Below are 13,618 nucleotides of genomic sequence, written 5' to 3' on the forward strand. Positions count from 1 at the left end.
AATTATTTATAATGGCAAAAAATCCCTTTATCAGATGGAGTCCATAGCGCCGCTTTTTGGTCGGCCGCTTTCAAAGCATTGTTTGCCCACGTATTACAAGTGTAAAACAGGCTGTATTTTCGATTGGCCTCATAAAAACTATCATTTTGCCCATAAGTCGTGGCGTGAATCAGTATTGGATTTTCCTGAGAATCATATTGGAAACTATCTTCAATGTAAGTGATTAGCTTGGCATATTCTTCTTTACTGATAGCAATCCTGATACAATTTTCATTTTCTTTCAGCTGTTTGTAAAAAGTAGCATGCATGGCAGAAGTTCCCAAATAAAAAGCCGCATTAAATGCCGTGCTGAATTTCAGATCCGACCATTCCGGCGTGTTTAGGTAAAAACCTTTATCTCCCCAGCCAAAGCCTATGAATTGCATGGTAGAATCTTTTGAAGCAATGTGTTCGTATTTTACTTTTTCGTTCCAATCTTTATATTCTGTTTTGATTGGAACTACAATATCGGTATGCACTCCGTTGGTTTTAATATAAATCGCCACGTCTTCCTGCTTATCCTTATCTTCGGTATTGACACCGATATAAGGAATGGCAAGCGCTAATACGATATAAACAATAAAAAAACCGAGTATCCCTAAAATTATCTTCAGTAAAATCCTGAAAATCTTCCTAACATTTTTCAAGCCTCAAAATTGGTTACAATTTCTTTTAATTCGTTATCCAATTCTGCATTTGAAATCTTCTTATTTTCCACATCAAAATTGGTATAAAAACTTGGAAGCGAAAACAGGGCCTTAATGTTTGCTCCATGTCTTGGCAGATTACTGCTGGCAAATTCCAATACGCCTTTTCCTCCTCTTCCTCCTGGCGAAGTTGCCATGAGCAGCATCGGTTTTTGCTGGAATACTTCATTATCGATTCTGGAACACCAGTCATAAATATTTTTAAAAGCAGTAGAATAGATACCGTTATTTTCAGCCAGTGAAATAACCAAAATATCTGCCGAAGCTAATTTTGCCAAAAACTTCTTTGCCGTTTCATGCTGCCCTATTTCTTTTTCCCTGTCTACCGAAAAAAGCGGCATTTCAAAATCATTAAGGTCTAATATTTCTACTTCTGCATTTTCAAAAAGACTGGAAGCATAGGTTGCCAGCATTTTGTTAATCGATTTGGAGCTGTTGCTACCGCCAAAGGCAATTATTTTCATAGTTTGGTTTTTGTATTGGTTCCCGCATCTGTTATTTCAAAAATCTCTTTCTGGATTTCTACAGAATATTCATTAGGGCTAATGCTGCCTCCAAAAGCTTTCGCATATACCTTAGTGAATTCAGCGCCAAAATAAAGAATTATTGCGGAATAATACACCCATACTAAAATTATTATAATTGAACCTGCAGCCCCATAAACACTGGCAACAGTAGAATTTCCAAGATAAAGTCCTATAGCAAATTTCCCGATCATAAAAAGCACAGCAGTAAAAGACGAACCTATAAAAGCATCTTTCCATCTGATTTTCCCATCCGGCAGTGTTCTGAAAATAATCGTAAACAACAACGTAATAATAACAAACACCAGAAGCATATTCAATACATAAAAGATATAAATCGTTCCTTCCTGAAAATACGACCGAAGCTTGGCACTTAAAAGATCCATAACCGAATTGACGAGCAAACTGACCAACAATAAGAATCCGACGGAAACAATCATAGAAAACGACATCAATCTATTCTGAATAAATTTTTTAAGTCCTTTGTTTGGTTTCGCCTTTAATCCCCATATAAAGTTGATGGAGCTTTGGATTTCCGCAAAAACCCCGGAAGCTCCAATAAGCAGCATTATCCCTCCAAATACGGCCGCAAATACATTGCTATCTGAAAGCTCTACATTTTTGATAGCGTTTTGTATCTGTATTGCCGCATCATTACCTACGAGTTCATTAATCTGTCCGTAAAGCTCTCCGGTAACCGCATCTTTCCCAAAGATAAAGCCGCAAAGCGTAATGATGATAATCATCAGCGGAGGTATTGCAAAAATGGTATAATACGACAGCGAGGCACTTAGTTTGATTGCATTGTCATCATTAAATTCCGAGATTGAATTTTTGAGCAAATACCAGGTTTTTGAGAATAATCCTTTCGTTTTCATGATGATTTTGGTTTCGGTTTACTCAAATATAGCTGATTTTAAGAAATCCATTAGTCGGTTTATGGGATTTTTAACATGACATATCTTCATAAAAAAAGCGGCCCAAAAGCCGCTTTTTATTGTTTCTATTTTAAGATTTATACGTTAAATCTGAAGTGCATTACATCACCATCTTTAACTATATATTCTTTTCCTTCAACACGTAGTTTTCCGGCTTCTTTTACTTTAGCTTCAGAACCGTAGGCTACATAATCATCATAGGCAATTACTTCCGCACGGATAAATCCTTTTTCAAAATCAGTATGGATTACACCAGCCGCCTGAGGTGCTGTTGCTCCAACATTAATAGTCCAGGCACGTACTTCTTTTACACCAGCAGTAAAATAAGTCTGTTGTTTCAATAATTTATAAGCTGCACGGATCAATACAGAAGCACCTGGCTCTGTTAAGCCCATATCTTCAAGAAAAACCTGACGTTCTTCATAGCTTTCTAATTCTGTAATATCAGCTTCAGCTCCAACAGAAAGTACAATAACCTCAGCATCTTCATCTTTCACCAATTCTCTAACCTGGTCTACATATTTATTTCCGCTAACCGCAGAAGATTCATCTACATTACACACATACAAAACCGGTTTGGCAGTAATCAATTGGAATGATTCCAAAAGATTTTCCTCATCATTATTTTGCGGCGTTATTGTTCTGGCTGATTTCGCCTGCAATAAAGCTTCACGGATTCGGTTAAGCAAAGCCTGCTCAACCTGCGCTTCTTTATTTCCTGTTTTTGCAGCACGGTTTACTTTCTCAAGACGTTTTTCAACAGTCTCAAGATCTTTCAGCTGCAATTCGATATCGATAGTTTCTTTATCGCGGATTGGGTTCACATTTCCATCAACATGGACGATATTATCATTATCAAAACAACGCAATACGTGGATGATAGCATTACACTCGCGGATATTTCCAAGGAACTGATTCCCCAAACCTTCGCCTTTGCTTGCTCCTTTTACCAATCCTGCAATATCTACAATATCTACAGTCGCCATCTGAACGCGTTCTGGTTTCACCAATTCTTCCAACTTATTAATCCTCGGATCAGGTACGTTTACGACTCCAATATTAGGTTCGATAGTACAGAACGGGAAATTTGCGCTTTGCGCTTTTGCATTTGATAAACAATTGAATAATGTTGATTTTCCAACATTTGGCAACCCTACAATTCCTGCTTTCATTATGGTACAAGTATGATATTGATAATTTTAAGGGTGCAAATATACGCTTTTGAATTTGAAATTAAACCTCCTTGCCTTTCTATTTTTAGCTCTTAAAAAATTAAAAAATTCCCATTCAAAAACAACATTTAGCAATTCTTTATGATTTTTTAGAAATTAATTTAACATAAAATCCTTAAATTTGTTAGGAATCACTCTAAATCAAATCATTATGAAAACTATTTTGTTAAGCAGCATTACATTATTGGCAGCATTAAGCCTACAGGCACAGAATAAAAATGTCTCAGATGTTTCCAAAACAACCGTAACTACGGTAAAGGATTCTGATGGCGAGAAAACATACCTAAAAACTCAGGAAGTTAAGGAAGTACAGAATCTCGAGTTCCAAAATGCTGATTCCAAAGCATTGAATAAGAACCTAAAAGAAACACCTGTTGAAGTAATTTCAAAAACTCAGGTAATCAATCCTGACGGAAGTACCAGAACAGTCGATATTGACCGTTCTTCCTACTATACCTCAAACGGAAAAACATATCAATTGAGCTTGGATCCTGCCGGATATATTATTACTACCCAAGACAATAAAAGGTTAGGTATACTGAGAGCTACAAGTACAAACAGTTACATCTACAGAGGTAAAAACCAGACTTCAATTGGATATTTTGATACTCATGGAAACCTTGTTGTAGAAACTTATAACGACAAATCGGATAAGGTTACAATTGAAACTTATTCCAAATCTGCACAATAATATTCTAAAAAAAAAGCATAAAAAAACCTGAATTAAATAATTCAGGTTTTTTTATTTGTTTACTTCAGTAATTATTCACCATGTAAAAATGCCTGCCTGTTAAGCAAAGTCTCTTCACTTTCTACGTGATTATCATCCGGAATGCAACAGTCAACCGGACAAACAGCAGCACACTGAGGTTCTTCGTGGAAGCCTTTGCATTCTGTACATTTACCTGGCACAATATAATAGATGTCATCCGAAAGAGGCGTATGCGGCTCATCCGCATCTACTTCTTCTCCATTTGGAAGCACTATTTTTCCGTTAAGTTTGGTTCCGTCTTTGTATCTCCAATCATCTGCCCCTTCATATATGGCAGTATTTGGGCATTCTGGTTCGCAAGCACCACAATTGATGCATTCGTCTGTTATTATGATTGCCATTTTTTCTTTTTTTGCTGTAAGCTGTAGGCAATATACTTAAGGCTTGCCTACTGCCTAGAAAAGGTTTATTTTTGTGCAAAATTACGTCCAAAACAATTCATAAGCAAATCAATATGACTTTAGAGCACAAAAAAAATATTTTTGTAGAGTTAGGAAAATTCTTGAGTCAATTTTCTGAAAATGAAAGTATTAAAAAAGAAAACGTTTTACATAACGATTTGTTTTTCAATGATTTTTTGGATTTGATTGAGCTGTCCCAATCTCATAATGGTTGGTATACTCCTGAACAGGTATATTTTGCTATACGATCCTGGGCCGAGGCCTTGACAAAAGAAAACCTAGATCAATGGCTTTCTAAGTACAATCTGGAAGAGGTTGGTGGAAAAACAGTCGGTTTGATTCTGGCTGGAAATATCCCATTGGTGGGCTTTCACGATTTTTTGAGTGTTTTGATTTCCGGACATAAAGTATTGGTAAAAACATCTTCAAACGACCAACATCTTTTGCCTTTTTTAGCAAAATATAGTATTGCTGTTGAGCCTAAACTGGCAGAATATATCACCTTTGCAGAAGGCAAATTAGAAAATTTTGATGCCGTTATTGCAACAGGAAGTAATAATACGGCTCGTTATTTTGAATATTATTTTAAAGATAAGCCTTCAATAATTCGAAAAAACAGAAATTCTATTGCTGTTTTGGATGGTACAGAATCTAAAGAAGATTTTATACAATTGGGCGAAGATATCTTCAGATATTTCGGATTAGGCTGTAGAAACGTTTCCAAAATTTTTGTCCCGAAAGATTATAAATTCGAAGCCTTCTTTGAAGGAATCTTTGAATATCAGGATGTTATACACTATGAAAAATATGCCAATAATTATGACTATAATAAGGCTGTTTTCCTGATGAGCAATTTCAAATTATTAGATAACGGATTCCTTACTATTAAAGAAGACGTCAGCTATTCTTCTCCAATTTCAAGCGTATTTTATGAATTCTATGAAAATATAGAGGAACTCAAAAAACGCCTGGACGCAGATCATGAACAGATCCAATGCATTGTTTCTAAAGGAAGTATCAAAAACAGTATCCCATTTGGCAAAACGCAAAAACCGGAACTTTGGGACTATGCAGATAATGTAGACACCATTGCGTTTCTCTCATCGATTTAGTCGAAATAACGAATAAAAACAGTTTCACTATATCGTTTTCGTTAATAACCTTACGAAATTATCACGAAAACACTAAGAAATCTTTAATCATAATTTCTGAAATTTGCTTTTCAAACTCACAACAACACTCTCTTAAAAATACAGCATGAAAAAGCATAATTACAGTGCAGGCCCTTGCATTCTACCACAAGAAGTATTTGAAAAATCAGCCCAGGCTGTTTTGAACTTCAATAATTCGGGCTTATCGATTTTGGAAATTTCACACAGGAGCAAAGATTTTCTAGCCGTAATGGAAGAAGCAAGAGCTTTGGTTCTTGAACTTTTAGGCTTGCAGGGAAAAGGCTATCAGGCTTTATTTTTGCAAGGCGGTGCCAGTATGGAATTTTTAAGAGTTCCTTATAATCTTTTAAGAGATGGAGGAAAAGCTGCCTATTTAGATACCGGAACCTGGGCTTCTGGAGCCATCAAGGAAGCCAAGGCATTTGGCGAAACCATTGTTGTAGCTTCTTCAAAAGCGGAAAAATACAATCATATTCCTAAACACTATGAAATTCCGGCTGATGCTGATTATTTCCACTGTACTTCCAACAATACTATTTATGGAACACAGATGAAAGAATTTAAAAAAACATCAATCCCGGTAGTCTGCGATATGAGTTCTGATATTTTTTCACGCCAACTCGATTTTTCAAAATTCGACCTTATTTATGCAGGAGCTCAAAAAAATATGGGCCCGGCAGGTGTTACGCTTGTCGTAGTCAAAGAAGCTATTCTTGACAAAACCGGACGAAACATCCCGAATATATTAAACTATCAGCAGCATATTGAAAAAGAAAGCATGTACAATACGCCGGCAGTTTTTGCCGTCTACACTTCACTACTGACATTGCAATGGCTGAAAAGACAAGGTGGAATTGCTGCTATTGAAAAAATCAACGAGGCCAAAGCGGATCTGCTATATACCGAAATAGACCGAAACCTATTATTCACAGGGACAGCTGTTAAAGAAGATCGTTCCAACATGAATGCGACCTTCTTGCTAAAAAATGAAAGTCAGGCTCAGGCATTTGACCAACTTTGGAAAGAGGCCGGAATTTCAGGTTTATCCGGACATCGTTCAGTAGGCGGTTATAGAGCCTCCATGTATAATGCGTTGCCTTTAGAAAGCGTGCAGGTACTAGTGGATGTCATGAAGGAATTTGAAAGAACAAACGCCTGATTTATCAAAACATATAAACACAATTAAGAAACATGAAAGTATTAGCCAACGACGGTATTTCTAAAAGCGGTATCATAGCTTTAGAAAAAGGCGGATTTGAAGTCATAACGACTAAAGTAGCCCAGGAACAGGTCGCTAATTATATTAATAAAAATGCTATTTCGGTGCTTTTGGTACGTAGTGCAACCAAAGTTCGTCAGGATATCATTGACAACTGCCCTACGCTGAAAGTAATTGGTCGTGGTGGCGTGGGTATGGACAACATTGATGTAGATTATGCCCGTGAAAAAGGAATCCATGTTATCAATACGCCGGCTTCTTCTTCAGAATCTGTAGCTGAATTGGTTTTTGCACACTTATTTTCAGGTGTGCGTTTTTTGTATGATTCCAACCGTAATATGCCACTTGAAGGCGATTCTAATTTTGAAGGACTGAAGAAAGCATATGCCAACGGAATTGAGTTAAAAGGAAAAACGCTTGGGATTATCGGTTTTGGAAAAATCGGGAAAGCTGTTGCTAAAATTGGACTTGGATTGGGTATGCGTGTTATCGCTTCTGATAAATTTGTTGGCAATGCTGAAATTAAGGTCGATTTTTATAATGGCCAGTTCATTAATGTTGACATTGTGACGGAACCTATAGAAGATATCCTAAGACATTCCGACTTTATTTCATTGCATGTTCCTGCACAAGATGGTTATGTAATCGGGAAAGAAGAATTTGAACAGATGAAAGACGGCGTTGGAATCATTAATGCTTCGCGTGGTGGTATAATTAATGAAGTAGAGCTTATTGAAGCCTTAGATAACGGAAAAGTTTTATTTGCCGGATTGGATGTTTTTGAAGAAGAACCAACTCCTGCTGTACAAGTACTAATGCATCCAAAAATATCATTGACACCGCATATTGGCGCGGCAACATTGGAAGCTCAAGACCGAATTGGAATTGAATTAGCCGAACAAATCATAAGTATATTAAAATCAGAGATATAATTTATCATTTTTGTTAAATATAAGGGATTTTTGTATAGATTTGTTTAAACTTTAAACTTACAGAAGATGCTAGAACAACTATCCGATTTAGTAAAACAGTACGGCAATGAAGCTGTGGTAAACAATAGTTCCGTGCCAAATGAATTGAACGAAGGCGTCATGGACGAAGCAAGCAATTCTATTTTTTCAGGATTGCAGAAAATTATTTCTGATGGAGGTGCTGACCAAATAGGCCAATTGTTTCAAGGCGATAATGCCGGTTCGGCATCAAATCCTGTAGTAAAACAACTGACAGATCAACTTTCCGGAAACCTGGGAGAAAAATTTGGTCTTAGCAGCGATGCCGCTTCAGGTGTTGCCGGCGGGCTAATCCCTAAAGTTTTGGGCTCTTTGGTTGGAAAAGCTAAGAATCCAAACGACAAAAGTTTTGAAATTTCAGATATCGTCAACTCGCTTTCTGGTGGCCAAGGTGGTTCTTCTATCATGGATGCCATCCAAAAATATGGCGAACAATTTGGCTTAGACCAAAATAATGATGGCAAAATAGACATGAGCGATGCTATGGCTGCTGTCAATAAAAAAGGAGGCATAGGTGGTTTTCTAGGCAAACTTTTCGGAAAATAGACTATTTAAAATATTTCAGTAAGGCCAGGCATTTGTCTGGCTTTTTTATGTTAAAAATATAAGAAGCCTAAAAAGCATCTCAAAAAGAATGAGTAACTTTATACAAATCCTCCAGAACATGAAAAATCTGATTTACATAGGAATATTGTTTTTTCTGATTTTTGGATGTACTACGTCAAAAAACACAAAGACCAAAACGTTTCAACAAACAGATAAGGCCGTACAGAACGATACGATAAAAATTGCCAATGAAGAATTGGAATATGAAGTTATTATTATCGATCCCGGTTTCAACAGTTGGTTTTATAGCTATGCCAAACCGCGAAACTATTACTCACAACAATACATGGAAACTCGAAATCGTATATGGGTTATGGAATGGAATAATCGTTTTAACCATGGCGACCGACGTTTTGACATGAGTATTGACTATCAGAACAAAATAAATTATGGTTATGAAGTCAATTATATGCTTTATAATTACCTCACTTATTTTCAACTTACCAATAATATAAAACTGGGAGGCTTTGTCCCTCGAATTTAAAGTTGTAGTTTTGCGCTTATATTAATTCAGTATGAATAAGCTTAAAAAGCGCTGGGGCATTACATCAAATTACCAGCTTGTCATAATCTTTATTGTTTTTGCCATCAATGGTTCTCTTTCTGCCCGAATTTCTTATTTCCTAATGGGACTACTCGGAATTACAAAAGAAAACACACACTGGTCACTTTATTACATTATTCTATTGGTATTAGTGTTACCACTCTATCCTTTTATGTTAATGGTTTTTGGATATATATTTGGGCAATCTGGCTTTTTCTTTCCTTTTGCCAAACGAATGATACGAAGCATGAAATTGGGATTTTTATTACCTAAAGAAAAAAGCGACGAAAGCAAATAAGCTGCAAACTGATATAAAAAGAAAAGCCGGAATTGAAGTTCCGGCTTTTTTATTGATTGTTGAAATCCTTTATTTATTTTCCTTGCTGAAATAATAAGGGCAATAAATTACATCTGTAACCCAGAAATATTAAAAAATCCTTCTCCTAAAAACAGAAGGATTTCTTATTTTGGAAATGGTGTTCAAAGAGTTATATTTGTCCTAATAAAATATATTGTACTATACATTTTCAGCTTCTGATAAATTACCACTTTGAAAGAGCAAGCAAAAGATGTCTATGGTGCGCCTCATGGCGTGGCTATATCATCTGCTTGCAGGGTTGTGGTAAACCTTTCAGAGGCATGGTATCAGTCCACGCTTTTTTAATTAATAACTCTGATAAATTACCACAATGAAAAAAATTCTACTGTTACTGCTGCTTTCAGGTAGCCTGGCCTACGGGCAGAAATGCAAATACAAAAGGGACGAGGTTGACGAATTTACCAAACACCGTATATTGGAGACCAAAGATAACCCGCTGACCATTTCATGGACCTCGTCTTTCTCGTGTACCTATAACCTGTTAAATATAGACGATAAAAGGTATCTGGTACTAAATGCTTACGGGCCGTCGGCCTTTACCTTACGGGAGGGTGCCGAAGTCCTGTTCAAGACGGATGCGGAAGAACCCATAAGGCTGGCCTTTCCCAAAACGGTAATATCCGGAAGCGGATACAATTCCAGCCTGAAGAACATATACTTCACGGCATCACAGATGATCCCCCTGCCGGATGAGGCGTATTCCCGGTTACTGAAAGAGGGCATAACGAAACTGAGGGTATATACGGGCCAGGGTTATGCCGATGACGAGGTAAAGCCCAAGCACGACAAGAAATTAAAGGAGATGCTCAAGTGCATCGAATAATTACGGCCGGTGTCATACCGGCCTATTTTTTATATCTTCTCAATAAGACCCGTTTGCATACCCCTATAGGACCTGTTTTTAATTTTTTTCTTATTTATTTGGTTGTTAGGATGTTTATACATATCTTTGGCATATCTAAAAACCTATAAAGATATGGACGACACTATAAGAACACTTATCTTAAAACACAAGGAGTTTATGGATTTGGCTGAAGTTAATATAAAGCACGCCAATTCCATAAAAGAGGTATTGCAGATATTGGGCCATGATATAGATAGATCTATCGAGAGCATCTCAAATTCGTTAGGCTCTCCAAACCTTAGTTCGGGATTTCCTCTTAATGATACTAAAAGGGCTCAGGCACTTTGGATTTTGAGGGATGGGATCGGAAAGGCTGCTAAAATGCCGGATATACAGGATTTATATGTAAAACTGATAGGGAGAGAAGATGATATCCAGATGACTGTAAGAACCCTTAAAAAGAAAGGCAGGATCGCAAACCATACCTACGGAACCAATAAGGATACATACTGGGGTTTACCTGAGTGGCATGACGGAACTGATTTTAAAGAAGAATATAGGCCTGAGATATAAACAGAAAAGCACCCTAAAAGAGTGCTTTGGTATTCAGAAGTTCCCACATTAGAGGAACGGATAAGCAATCGAAAGTCTCATTAGCTTCGGCAAATTGCCTAACGATTGGACAAAAAGGGATGTTAGCGCATCCCTTTTTCATTTACAAATATAGCGAAAATATGATACGAAAGCAAGCAATGTAAAAATATCATGAAATAATTACATTTTTATTGTTTCTGTAAATATATCATCGTATATTTACAATATCAAATAACAGCATAATGAAAACCGCTAAAGACCTAAGAGATTTCGACAGCCTATTCCAATTACTTGACCACTTCACTACTGAAGAAATATGCGAGGAGCATTTGGCGGTTATACGTTGGAATGGCGAGGCCGTATGTCCTTATTGCGAGTCTACAAGGGTCAATGCCCTTAAGGGCAAGACAAAACGCTATAAGTGCTACGAATGCCGTAAGCAGTTCGGTGTCAAGGTCGGTACTATCTTTCACGATTCAAAAATATCCTTGCGTAAATGGTTCGTGGCTATCTATTTGGTAACCTCTCACAAAAAAGGCATTTCCTCGCACCAATTGGCCCGTGACCTGAAGATAACGCAGAAATCGGCCTGGTTCGTGTTGCAGAGAATCAGGGAAACATATAGCCCACAAGCAGGGACTTTCTCCAATGAGGTAGAAATAGATGAGACCTACATAGGCGGAAAAGAGAAAAACAAACATGCGTCCAAACAGGTAAAAGGGACACAAGGGCGCAGTATAAAGACCAAATCCCCCGTACTCGGGATACTGGAACGCAGCGGCAAGGTCTATGCCGTTCCGGTCAAGGATACCAAGGCGGATACGATTTTGCCAATTATGGTAGCCAAAGTGGATTCTGGTGCCACTGTATATACGGACGAGTATCGTGCCTATTCATCATTACATAAGTCATTCAATCATGATTTCGTAAGACATAGTGCAAATGAATACGTTAGCGGATCTGTACACACAAACAATATTGAAAATTTCTGGTCCCTGCTTAAAAGAGGGTTGGATGGGATTTACCACCATGTCAGCGACAAGCACCTGGGACGTTATGTAAACGAGTTTACGTTCAGGTATAATAACAGGGGCTTATCGGAGGGAAGCAAATTTGACGTAGCTTTGGCAATCGGAACTACAAAAAGACTAAAATATAAAACGTTGACCAATGGATAAGAAACCCAAAAAGAAAGACGACATACTGAAACCGAAAGAAGATGTACTGATTGAAAAGGACGAGCCTAAATTCAATTCCGTGCTTTCTGCTATTGTAAAGCCAAAGGAAAAAGATGATGAAAGCTCTAAGTAAGCTGTACACGGCTAACATTGATAATATGGTCGTGCTGTTCTCTACAAACCTTAAAGAGTTTGCGGATGCGCTTATTCGGTTAGAACCTAATGCGGATACCTATTTTACGTATAGAAGGAAGTTTGAAAAATCAACCGAAATAGAATTTACAGGCGTATCAGGTAAAGTATATATCCTGCAAGAAGTATATAATTATAAAAAGTCCGTAGGATTAAGTAGAGACGCTTCTGCGAATCCTACAAAAGAGAAATAACGGAAATAAAAAAACCGCCCCAAAAAGGCGGTCTATAAAATATTAATTTAATGGGTTACAAATGTAAGTCATTGCCATAATAAGTATAAATCCAGGTTAAGGTGAAGGTCGGAATAATATCCGTAAAGGGAAACAGTTCTTCCAAAAATGATACAATACCACCTACTGTACCAACCGTTCCTTTATACATTCTTGCCAAAATAAGCCCGGATATAGGCGCCCATGCAATATCTGCAAACTCTCCAATAAAAGGCAGTGCATAGGTCGACATTCCTATAACATCAAACAGTATACTTAATACTAACTGCTTCTGTTTTTTATCAGAAGCTACTTTTATCTGAACTTGTTCTGTCATTTTCAATTGTTTAGTCGCTATAATAACGCAAAACTAATGCCAATTATTTTTTCAGCTTTCCTGAAAACTGTTTTCTTACTTTTTCAACTTTTGGCGTAATGACATAACTGCAGTATGACTTTTCTTTATTTCTTGCATAATAATTCTGGTGGTAATTTTCAGCTACATAAAATTTACCCGCAGGAGAAACTTTAGTCACAACCGGCTTTCCAAACGTATTTTCAGCATCAAGAATTTTTATATATTCTTCTGCCAGTTTCTTCTGTTCCTCGCTGTGATAAAAAATTTCACTTCTATATTGGGTACCGATATCAGCTCCCTGACGGTTTAATGTTGTTGGATCGTGGGTTGCAAAAAATATTTCTAGCAGCTCTCCAAAACTGATCTTATTCGGATCAAAAGTAATTTGTGTTGCTTCAGCATGTCCTGTTGTCCCTGTAGAAACCTCTTCATAAGTCGGATTTGCTGTTTTACCTCCAGTATATCCAGATTCCACTTTTTTAACACCATCCAATTCTAAAAAGATAGCTTCTGTACACCAGAAACATCCACCACCAAAGGTTGCAATTTCTAATCCTTTTTCTACTTCCATTTTTACGGGTTCGTTAATTTCTGAAATTAATTGTTCTTGTTTCTTTTCTTTTGACTGGCATGAAATCGTAATCAAAGTCAGCAGTCCGATCATCTTTTTCATTGTATCCTGAGTTTTCCTCAAAAA

At 37.1% G+C, this 13,618-nt stretch carries 19 protein-coding genes; 12 read left to right on the top strand and 7 right to left on the bottom strand.

Features of this window, described 5'->3' with window-relative positions:
• Positions 1-2: 2 nt before the first annotated feature.
• From ABH942_RS01235 to ychF, 4 genes are all read right to left on the bottom strand, one after another.
• A complete protein-coding gene (locus tag ABH942_RS01235) occupies positions 3-686 on the bottom strand; it encodes a TIGR02117 family protein (protein WP_370029160.1) in 684 nt (227 codons plus the stop codon).
• Positions 683-1,210: an NADPH-dependent FMN reductase gene (locus ABH942_RS01240; protein ID WP_370029162.1), complete on the bottom strand. Its 528-nt coding sequence runs from the start codon at positions 1,208-1,210 to the stop codon at positions 683-685. The genes ABH942_RS01235 and ABH942_RS01240 overlap by 4 nt, the downstream gene beginning before the upstream one ends.
• Positions 1,207-2,148 (bottom strand): YihY/virulence factor BrkB family protein, encoded by a 942-nt coding sequence (locus ABH942_RS01245; RefSeq protein WP_370029164.1) that lies wholly within the window; start codon positions 2,146-2,148, stop codon positions 1,207-1,209. The genes ABH942_RS01240 and ABH942_RS01245 overlap by 4 nt, the downstream gene beginning before the upstream one ends.
• Positions 2,149-2,285: 137 nt before the next feature.
• Positions 2,286-3,380: a redox-regulated ATPase YchF gene (ychF, locus tag ABH942_RS01250; RefSeq protein WP_370029166.1), complete on the bottom strand. Its 1,095-nt coding sequence runs from the start codon at positions 3,378-3,380 to the stop codon at positions 2,286-2,288.
• 211 nt (positions 3,381-3,591) lie between these two features.
• Here ychF and ABH942_RS01255 point away from each other — a divergent pair, with 211 nt between their 5' ends.
• Positions 3,592-4,131: a hypothetical protein gene (locus ABH942_RS01255; RefSeq protein WP_370029168.1), complete on the top strand. Its 540-nt coding sequence runs from the start codon at positions 3,592-3,594 to the stop codon at positions 4,129-4,131.
• A gap of 71 nt (positions 4,132-4,202) precedes the next feature.
• Here ABH942_RS01255 and ABH942_RS01260 read toward each other — a convergent pair whose 3' ends face one another.
• Positions 4,203-4,553 carry a 4Fe-4S dicluster domain-containing protein gene (locus ABH942_RS01260; protein WP_370029170.1) on the bottom strand — a complete coding sequence of 117 codons (351 nt, stop codon included), beginning with the start codon at positions 4,551-4,553 and terminating at the stop codon, positions 4,203-4,205.
• Between the two features lie 113 nt (positions 4,554-4,666).
• On the opposite strand from ABH942_RS01260, the gene ABH942_RS01265 reads away from it, so the two are divergent.
• From ABH942_RS01265 to ABH942_RS01315, 11 genes are all read left to right on the top strand, one after another.
• On the top strand, positions 4,667-5,725 hold the full coding sequence (locus ABH942_RS01265; protein WP_370029172.1) for an acyl-CoA reductase: 1,059 nt from the start codon (positions 4,667-4,669) through the stop codon (positions 5,723-5,725).
• Positions 5,726-5,870: 145 nt separating this feature from the next.
• Positions 5,871-6,944, top strand: a complete 1,074-nt coding sequence (gene serC / locus ABH942_RS01270) for a 3-phosphoserine/phosphohydroxythreonine transaminase (protein ID WP_370029173.1) — start codon at positions 5,871-5,873, stop codon at positions 6,942-6,944.
• 32 nt (positions 6,945-6,976) lie between these two features.
• A complete protein-coding gene (locus ABH942_RS01275; protein ID WP_370029175.1) occupies positions 6,977-7,936 on the top strand; it encodes a D-2-hydroxyacid dehydrogenase in 960 nt (319 codons plus the stop codon).
• A 66-nt stretch (positions 7,937-8,002) separates the two neighbouring features.
• A complete protein-coding gene (locus tag ABH942_RS01280; RefSeq protein WP_370029177.1) occupies positions 8,003-8,560 on the top strand; it encodes a hypothetical protein in 558 nt (185 codons plus the stop codon).
• 118 nt (positions 8,561-8,678) lie between these two features.
• Positions 8,679-9,104 carry a DUF6146 family protein gene (locus ABH942_RS01285; RefSeq protein ID WP_370029178.1) on the top strand — a complete coding sequence of 142 codons (426 nt, stop codon included), beginning with the start codon at positions 8,679-8,681 and terminating at the stop codon, positions 9,102-9,104.
• 31 nt (positions 9,105-9,135) lie between these two features.
• Positions 9,136-9,462 carry a DUF6787 family protein gene (locus ABH942_RS01290; RefSeq protein ID WP_370029180.1) on the top strand — a complete coding sequence of 109 codons (327 nt, stop codon included), beginning with the start codon at positions 9,136-9,138 and terminating at the stop codon, positions 9,460-9,462.
• Positions 9,463-9,853: 391 nt separating this feature from the next.
• A complete protein-coding gene (locus tag ABH942_RS01295) occupies positions 9,854-10,366 on the top strand; it encodes a hypothetical protein (protein ID WP_370029182.1) in 513 nt (170 codons plus the stop codon).
• A 153-nt stretch (positions 10,367-10,519) separates the two neighbouring features.
• The gene (locus ABH942_RS01300; protein WP_370029183.1) at positions 10,520-10,960 is read left to right on the top strand and encodes a hypothetical protein; all 441 of its coding nucleotides are present in this window, start codon (positions 10,520-10,522) and stop codon (positions 10,958-10,960) included.
• Between the two features lie 263 nt (positions 10,961-11,223).
• The gene (locus ABH942_RS01305; RefSeq protein ID WP_370029185.1) at positions 11,224-12,159 is read left to right on the top strand and encodes an IS1595 family transposase; all 936 of its coding nucleotides are present in this window, start codon (positions 11,224-11,226) and stop codon (positions 12,157-12,159) included.
• Positions 12,152-12,292 carry a hypothetical protein gene (locus ABH942_RS01310; RefSeq protein ID WP_370029187.1) on the top strand — a complete coding sequence of 47 codons (141 nt, stop codon included), beginning with the start codon at positions 12,152-12,154 and terminating at the stop codon, positions 12,290-12,292. The genes ABH942_RS01305 and ABH942_RS01310 overlap by 8 nt, the downstream gene beginning before the upstream one ends.
• A complete protein-coding gene (locus ABH942_RS01315) occupies positions 12,273-12,545 on the top strand; it encodes a hypothetical protein (RefSeq protein ID WP_370029189.1) in 273 nt (90 codons plus the stop codon). The genes ABH942_RS01310 and ABH942_RS01315 overlap by 20 nt, the downstream gene beginning before the upstream one ends.
• A gap of 55 nt (positions 12,546-12,600) precedes the next feature.
• Here ABH942_RS01315 and ABH942_RS01320 read toward each other — a convergent pair whose 3' ends face one another.
• Both ABH942_RS01320 and msrA read right to left on the bottom strand, forming a co-directional pair.
• Complete coding sequence (locus tag ABH942_RS01320) at positions 12,601-12,900, bottom strand: hypothetical protein (protein ID WP_370029191.1); 300 nt, start codon at positions 12,898-12,900, stop codon at positions 12,601-12,603.
• A 43-nt stretch (positions 12,901-12,943) separates the two neighbouring features.
• Complete coding sequence (gene msrA / locus ABH942_RS01325; protein WP_370029192.1) at positions 12,944-13,594, bottom strand: peptide-methionine (S)-S-oxide reductase MsrA; 651 nt, start codon at positions 13,592-13,594, stop codon at positions 12,944-12,946.
• Positions 13,595-13,618 lie beyond the last annotated feature (24 nt).

Source organism: Flavobacterium sp. 28YEA47A, assembly GCF_041262125.1.
GTDB lineage: Bacteria > Bacteroidota > Bacteroidia > Flavobacteriales > Flavobacteriaceae > Flavobacterium.

What these genes read in the sequence shown, in the direction of transcription:
- ABH942_RS01240 (WP_370029162.1), bottom strand. Translation starts at nt 1,210, where the DNA reads ATGAAAATAATTGCCTTTGGCGGTAGCAACAGCTCCAAATCGATTAAC.
- ABH942_RS01245 (WP_370029164.1), bottom strand. Translation starts at nt 2,148, where the DNA reads ATGAAAACGAAAGGATTATTCTCAAAAACCTGGTATTTGCTCAAAAAT.
- ychF (WP_370029166.1), bottom strand. Translation starts at nt 3,380, where the DNA reads ATGAAAGCAGGAATTGTAGGGTTGCCAAATGTTGGAAAATCAACATTA.
- ABH942_RS01255 (WP_370029168.1), top strand. Translation starts at nt 3,592, where the DNA reads ATGAAAACTATTTTGTTAAGCAGCATTACATTATTGGCAGCATTAAGC.
- ABH942_RS01260 (WP_370029170.1), bottom strand. Translation starts at nt 4,553, where the DNA reads ATGGCAATCATAATAACAGACGAATGCATCAATTGTGGTGCTTGCGAA.
- ABH942_RS01265 (WP_370029172.1), top strand. Translation starts at nt 4,667, where the DNA reads ATGACTTTAGAGCACAAAAAAAATATTTTTGTAGAGTTAGGAAAATTC.
- serC (WP_370029173.1), top strand. Translation starts at nt 5,871, where the DNA reads ATGAAAAAGCATAATTACAGTGCAGGCCCTTGCATTCTACCACAAGAA.
- ABH942_RS01275 (WP_370029175.1), top strand. Translation starts at nt 6,977, where the DNA reads ATGAAAGTATTAGCCAACGACGGTATTTCTAAAAGCGGTATCATAGCT.
- ABH942_RS01280 (WP_370029177.1), top strand. Translation starts at nt 8,003, where the DNA reads ATGCTAGAACAACTATCCGATTTAGTAAAACAGTACGGCAATGAAGCT.
- ABH942_RS01285 (WP_370029178.1), top strand. Translation starts at nt 8,679, where the DNA reads ATGAAAAATCTGATTTACATAGGAATATTGTTTTTTCTGATTTTTGGA.
- ABH942_RS01290 (WP_370029180.1), top strand. Translation starts at nt 9,136, where the DNA reads ATGAATAAGCTTAAAAAGCGCTGGGGCATTACATCAAATTACCAGCTT.
- ABH942_RS01295 (WP_370029182.1), top strand. Translation starts at nt 9,854, where the DNA reads ATGAAAAAAATTCTACTGTTACTGCTGCTTTCAGGTAGCCTGGCCTAC.
- ABH942_RS01300 (WP_370029183.1), top strand. Translation starts at nt 10,520, where the DNA reads ATGGACGACACTATAAGAACACTTATCTTAAAACACAAGGAGTTTATG.
- ABH942_RS01305 (WP_370029185.1), top strand. Translation starts at nt 11,224, where the DNA reads ATGAAAACCGCTAAAGACCTAAGAGATTTCGACAGCCTATTCCAATTA.
- ABH942_RS01310 (WP_370029187.1), top strand. Translation starts at nt 12,152, where the DNA reads ATGGATAAGAAACCCAAAAAGAAAGACGACATACTGAAACCGAAAGAA.
- ABH942_RS01315 (WP_370029189.1), top strand. Translation starts at nt 12,273, where the DNA reads ATGATGAAAGCTCTAAGTAAGCTGTACACGGCTAACATTGATAATATG.
- ABH942_RS01320 (WP_370029191.1), bottom strand. Translation starts at nt 12,900, where the DNA reads ATGACAGAACAAGTTCAGATAAAAGTAGCTTCTGATAAAAAACAGAAG.
- msrA (WP_370029192.1), bottom strand. Translation starts at nt 13,594, where the DNA reads ATGAAAAAGATGATCGGACTGCTGACTTTGATTACGATTTCATGCCAG.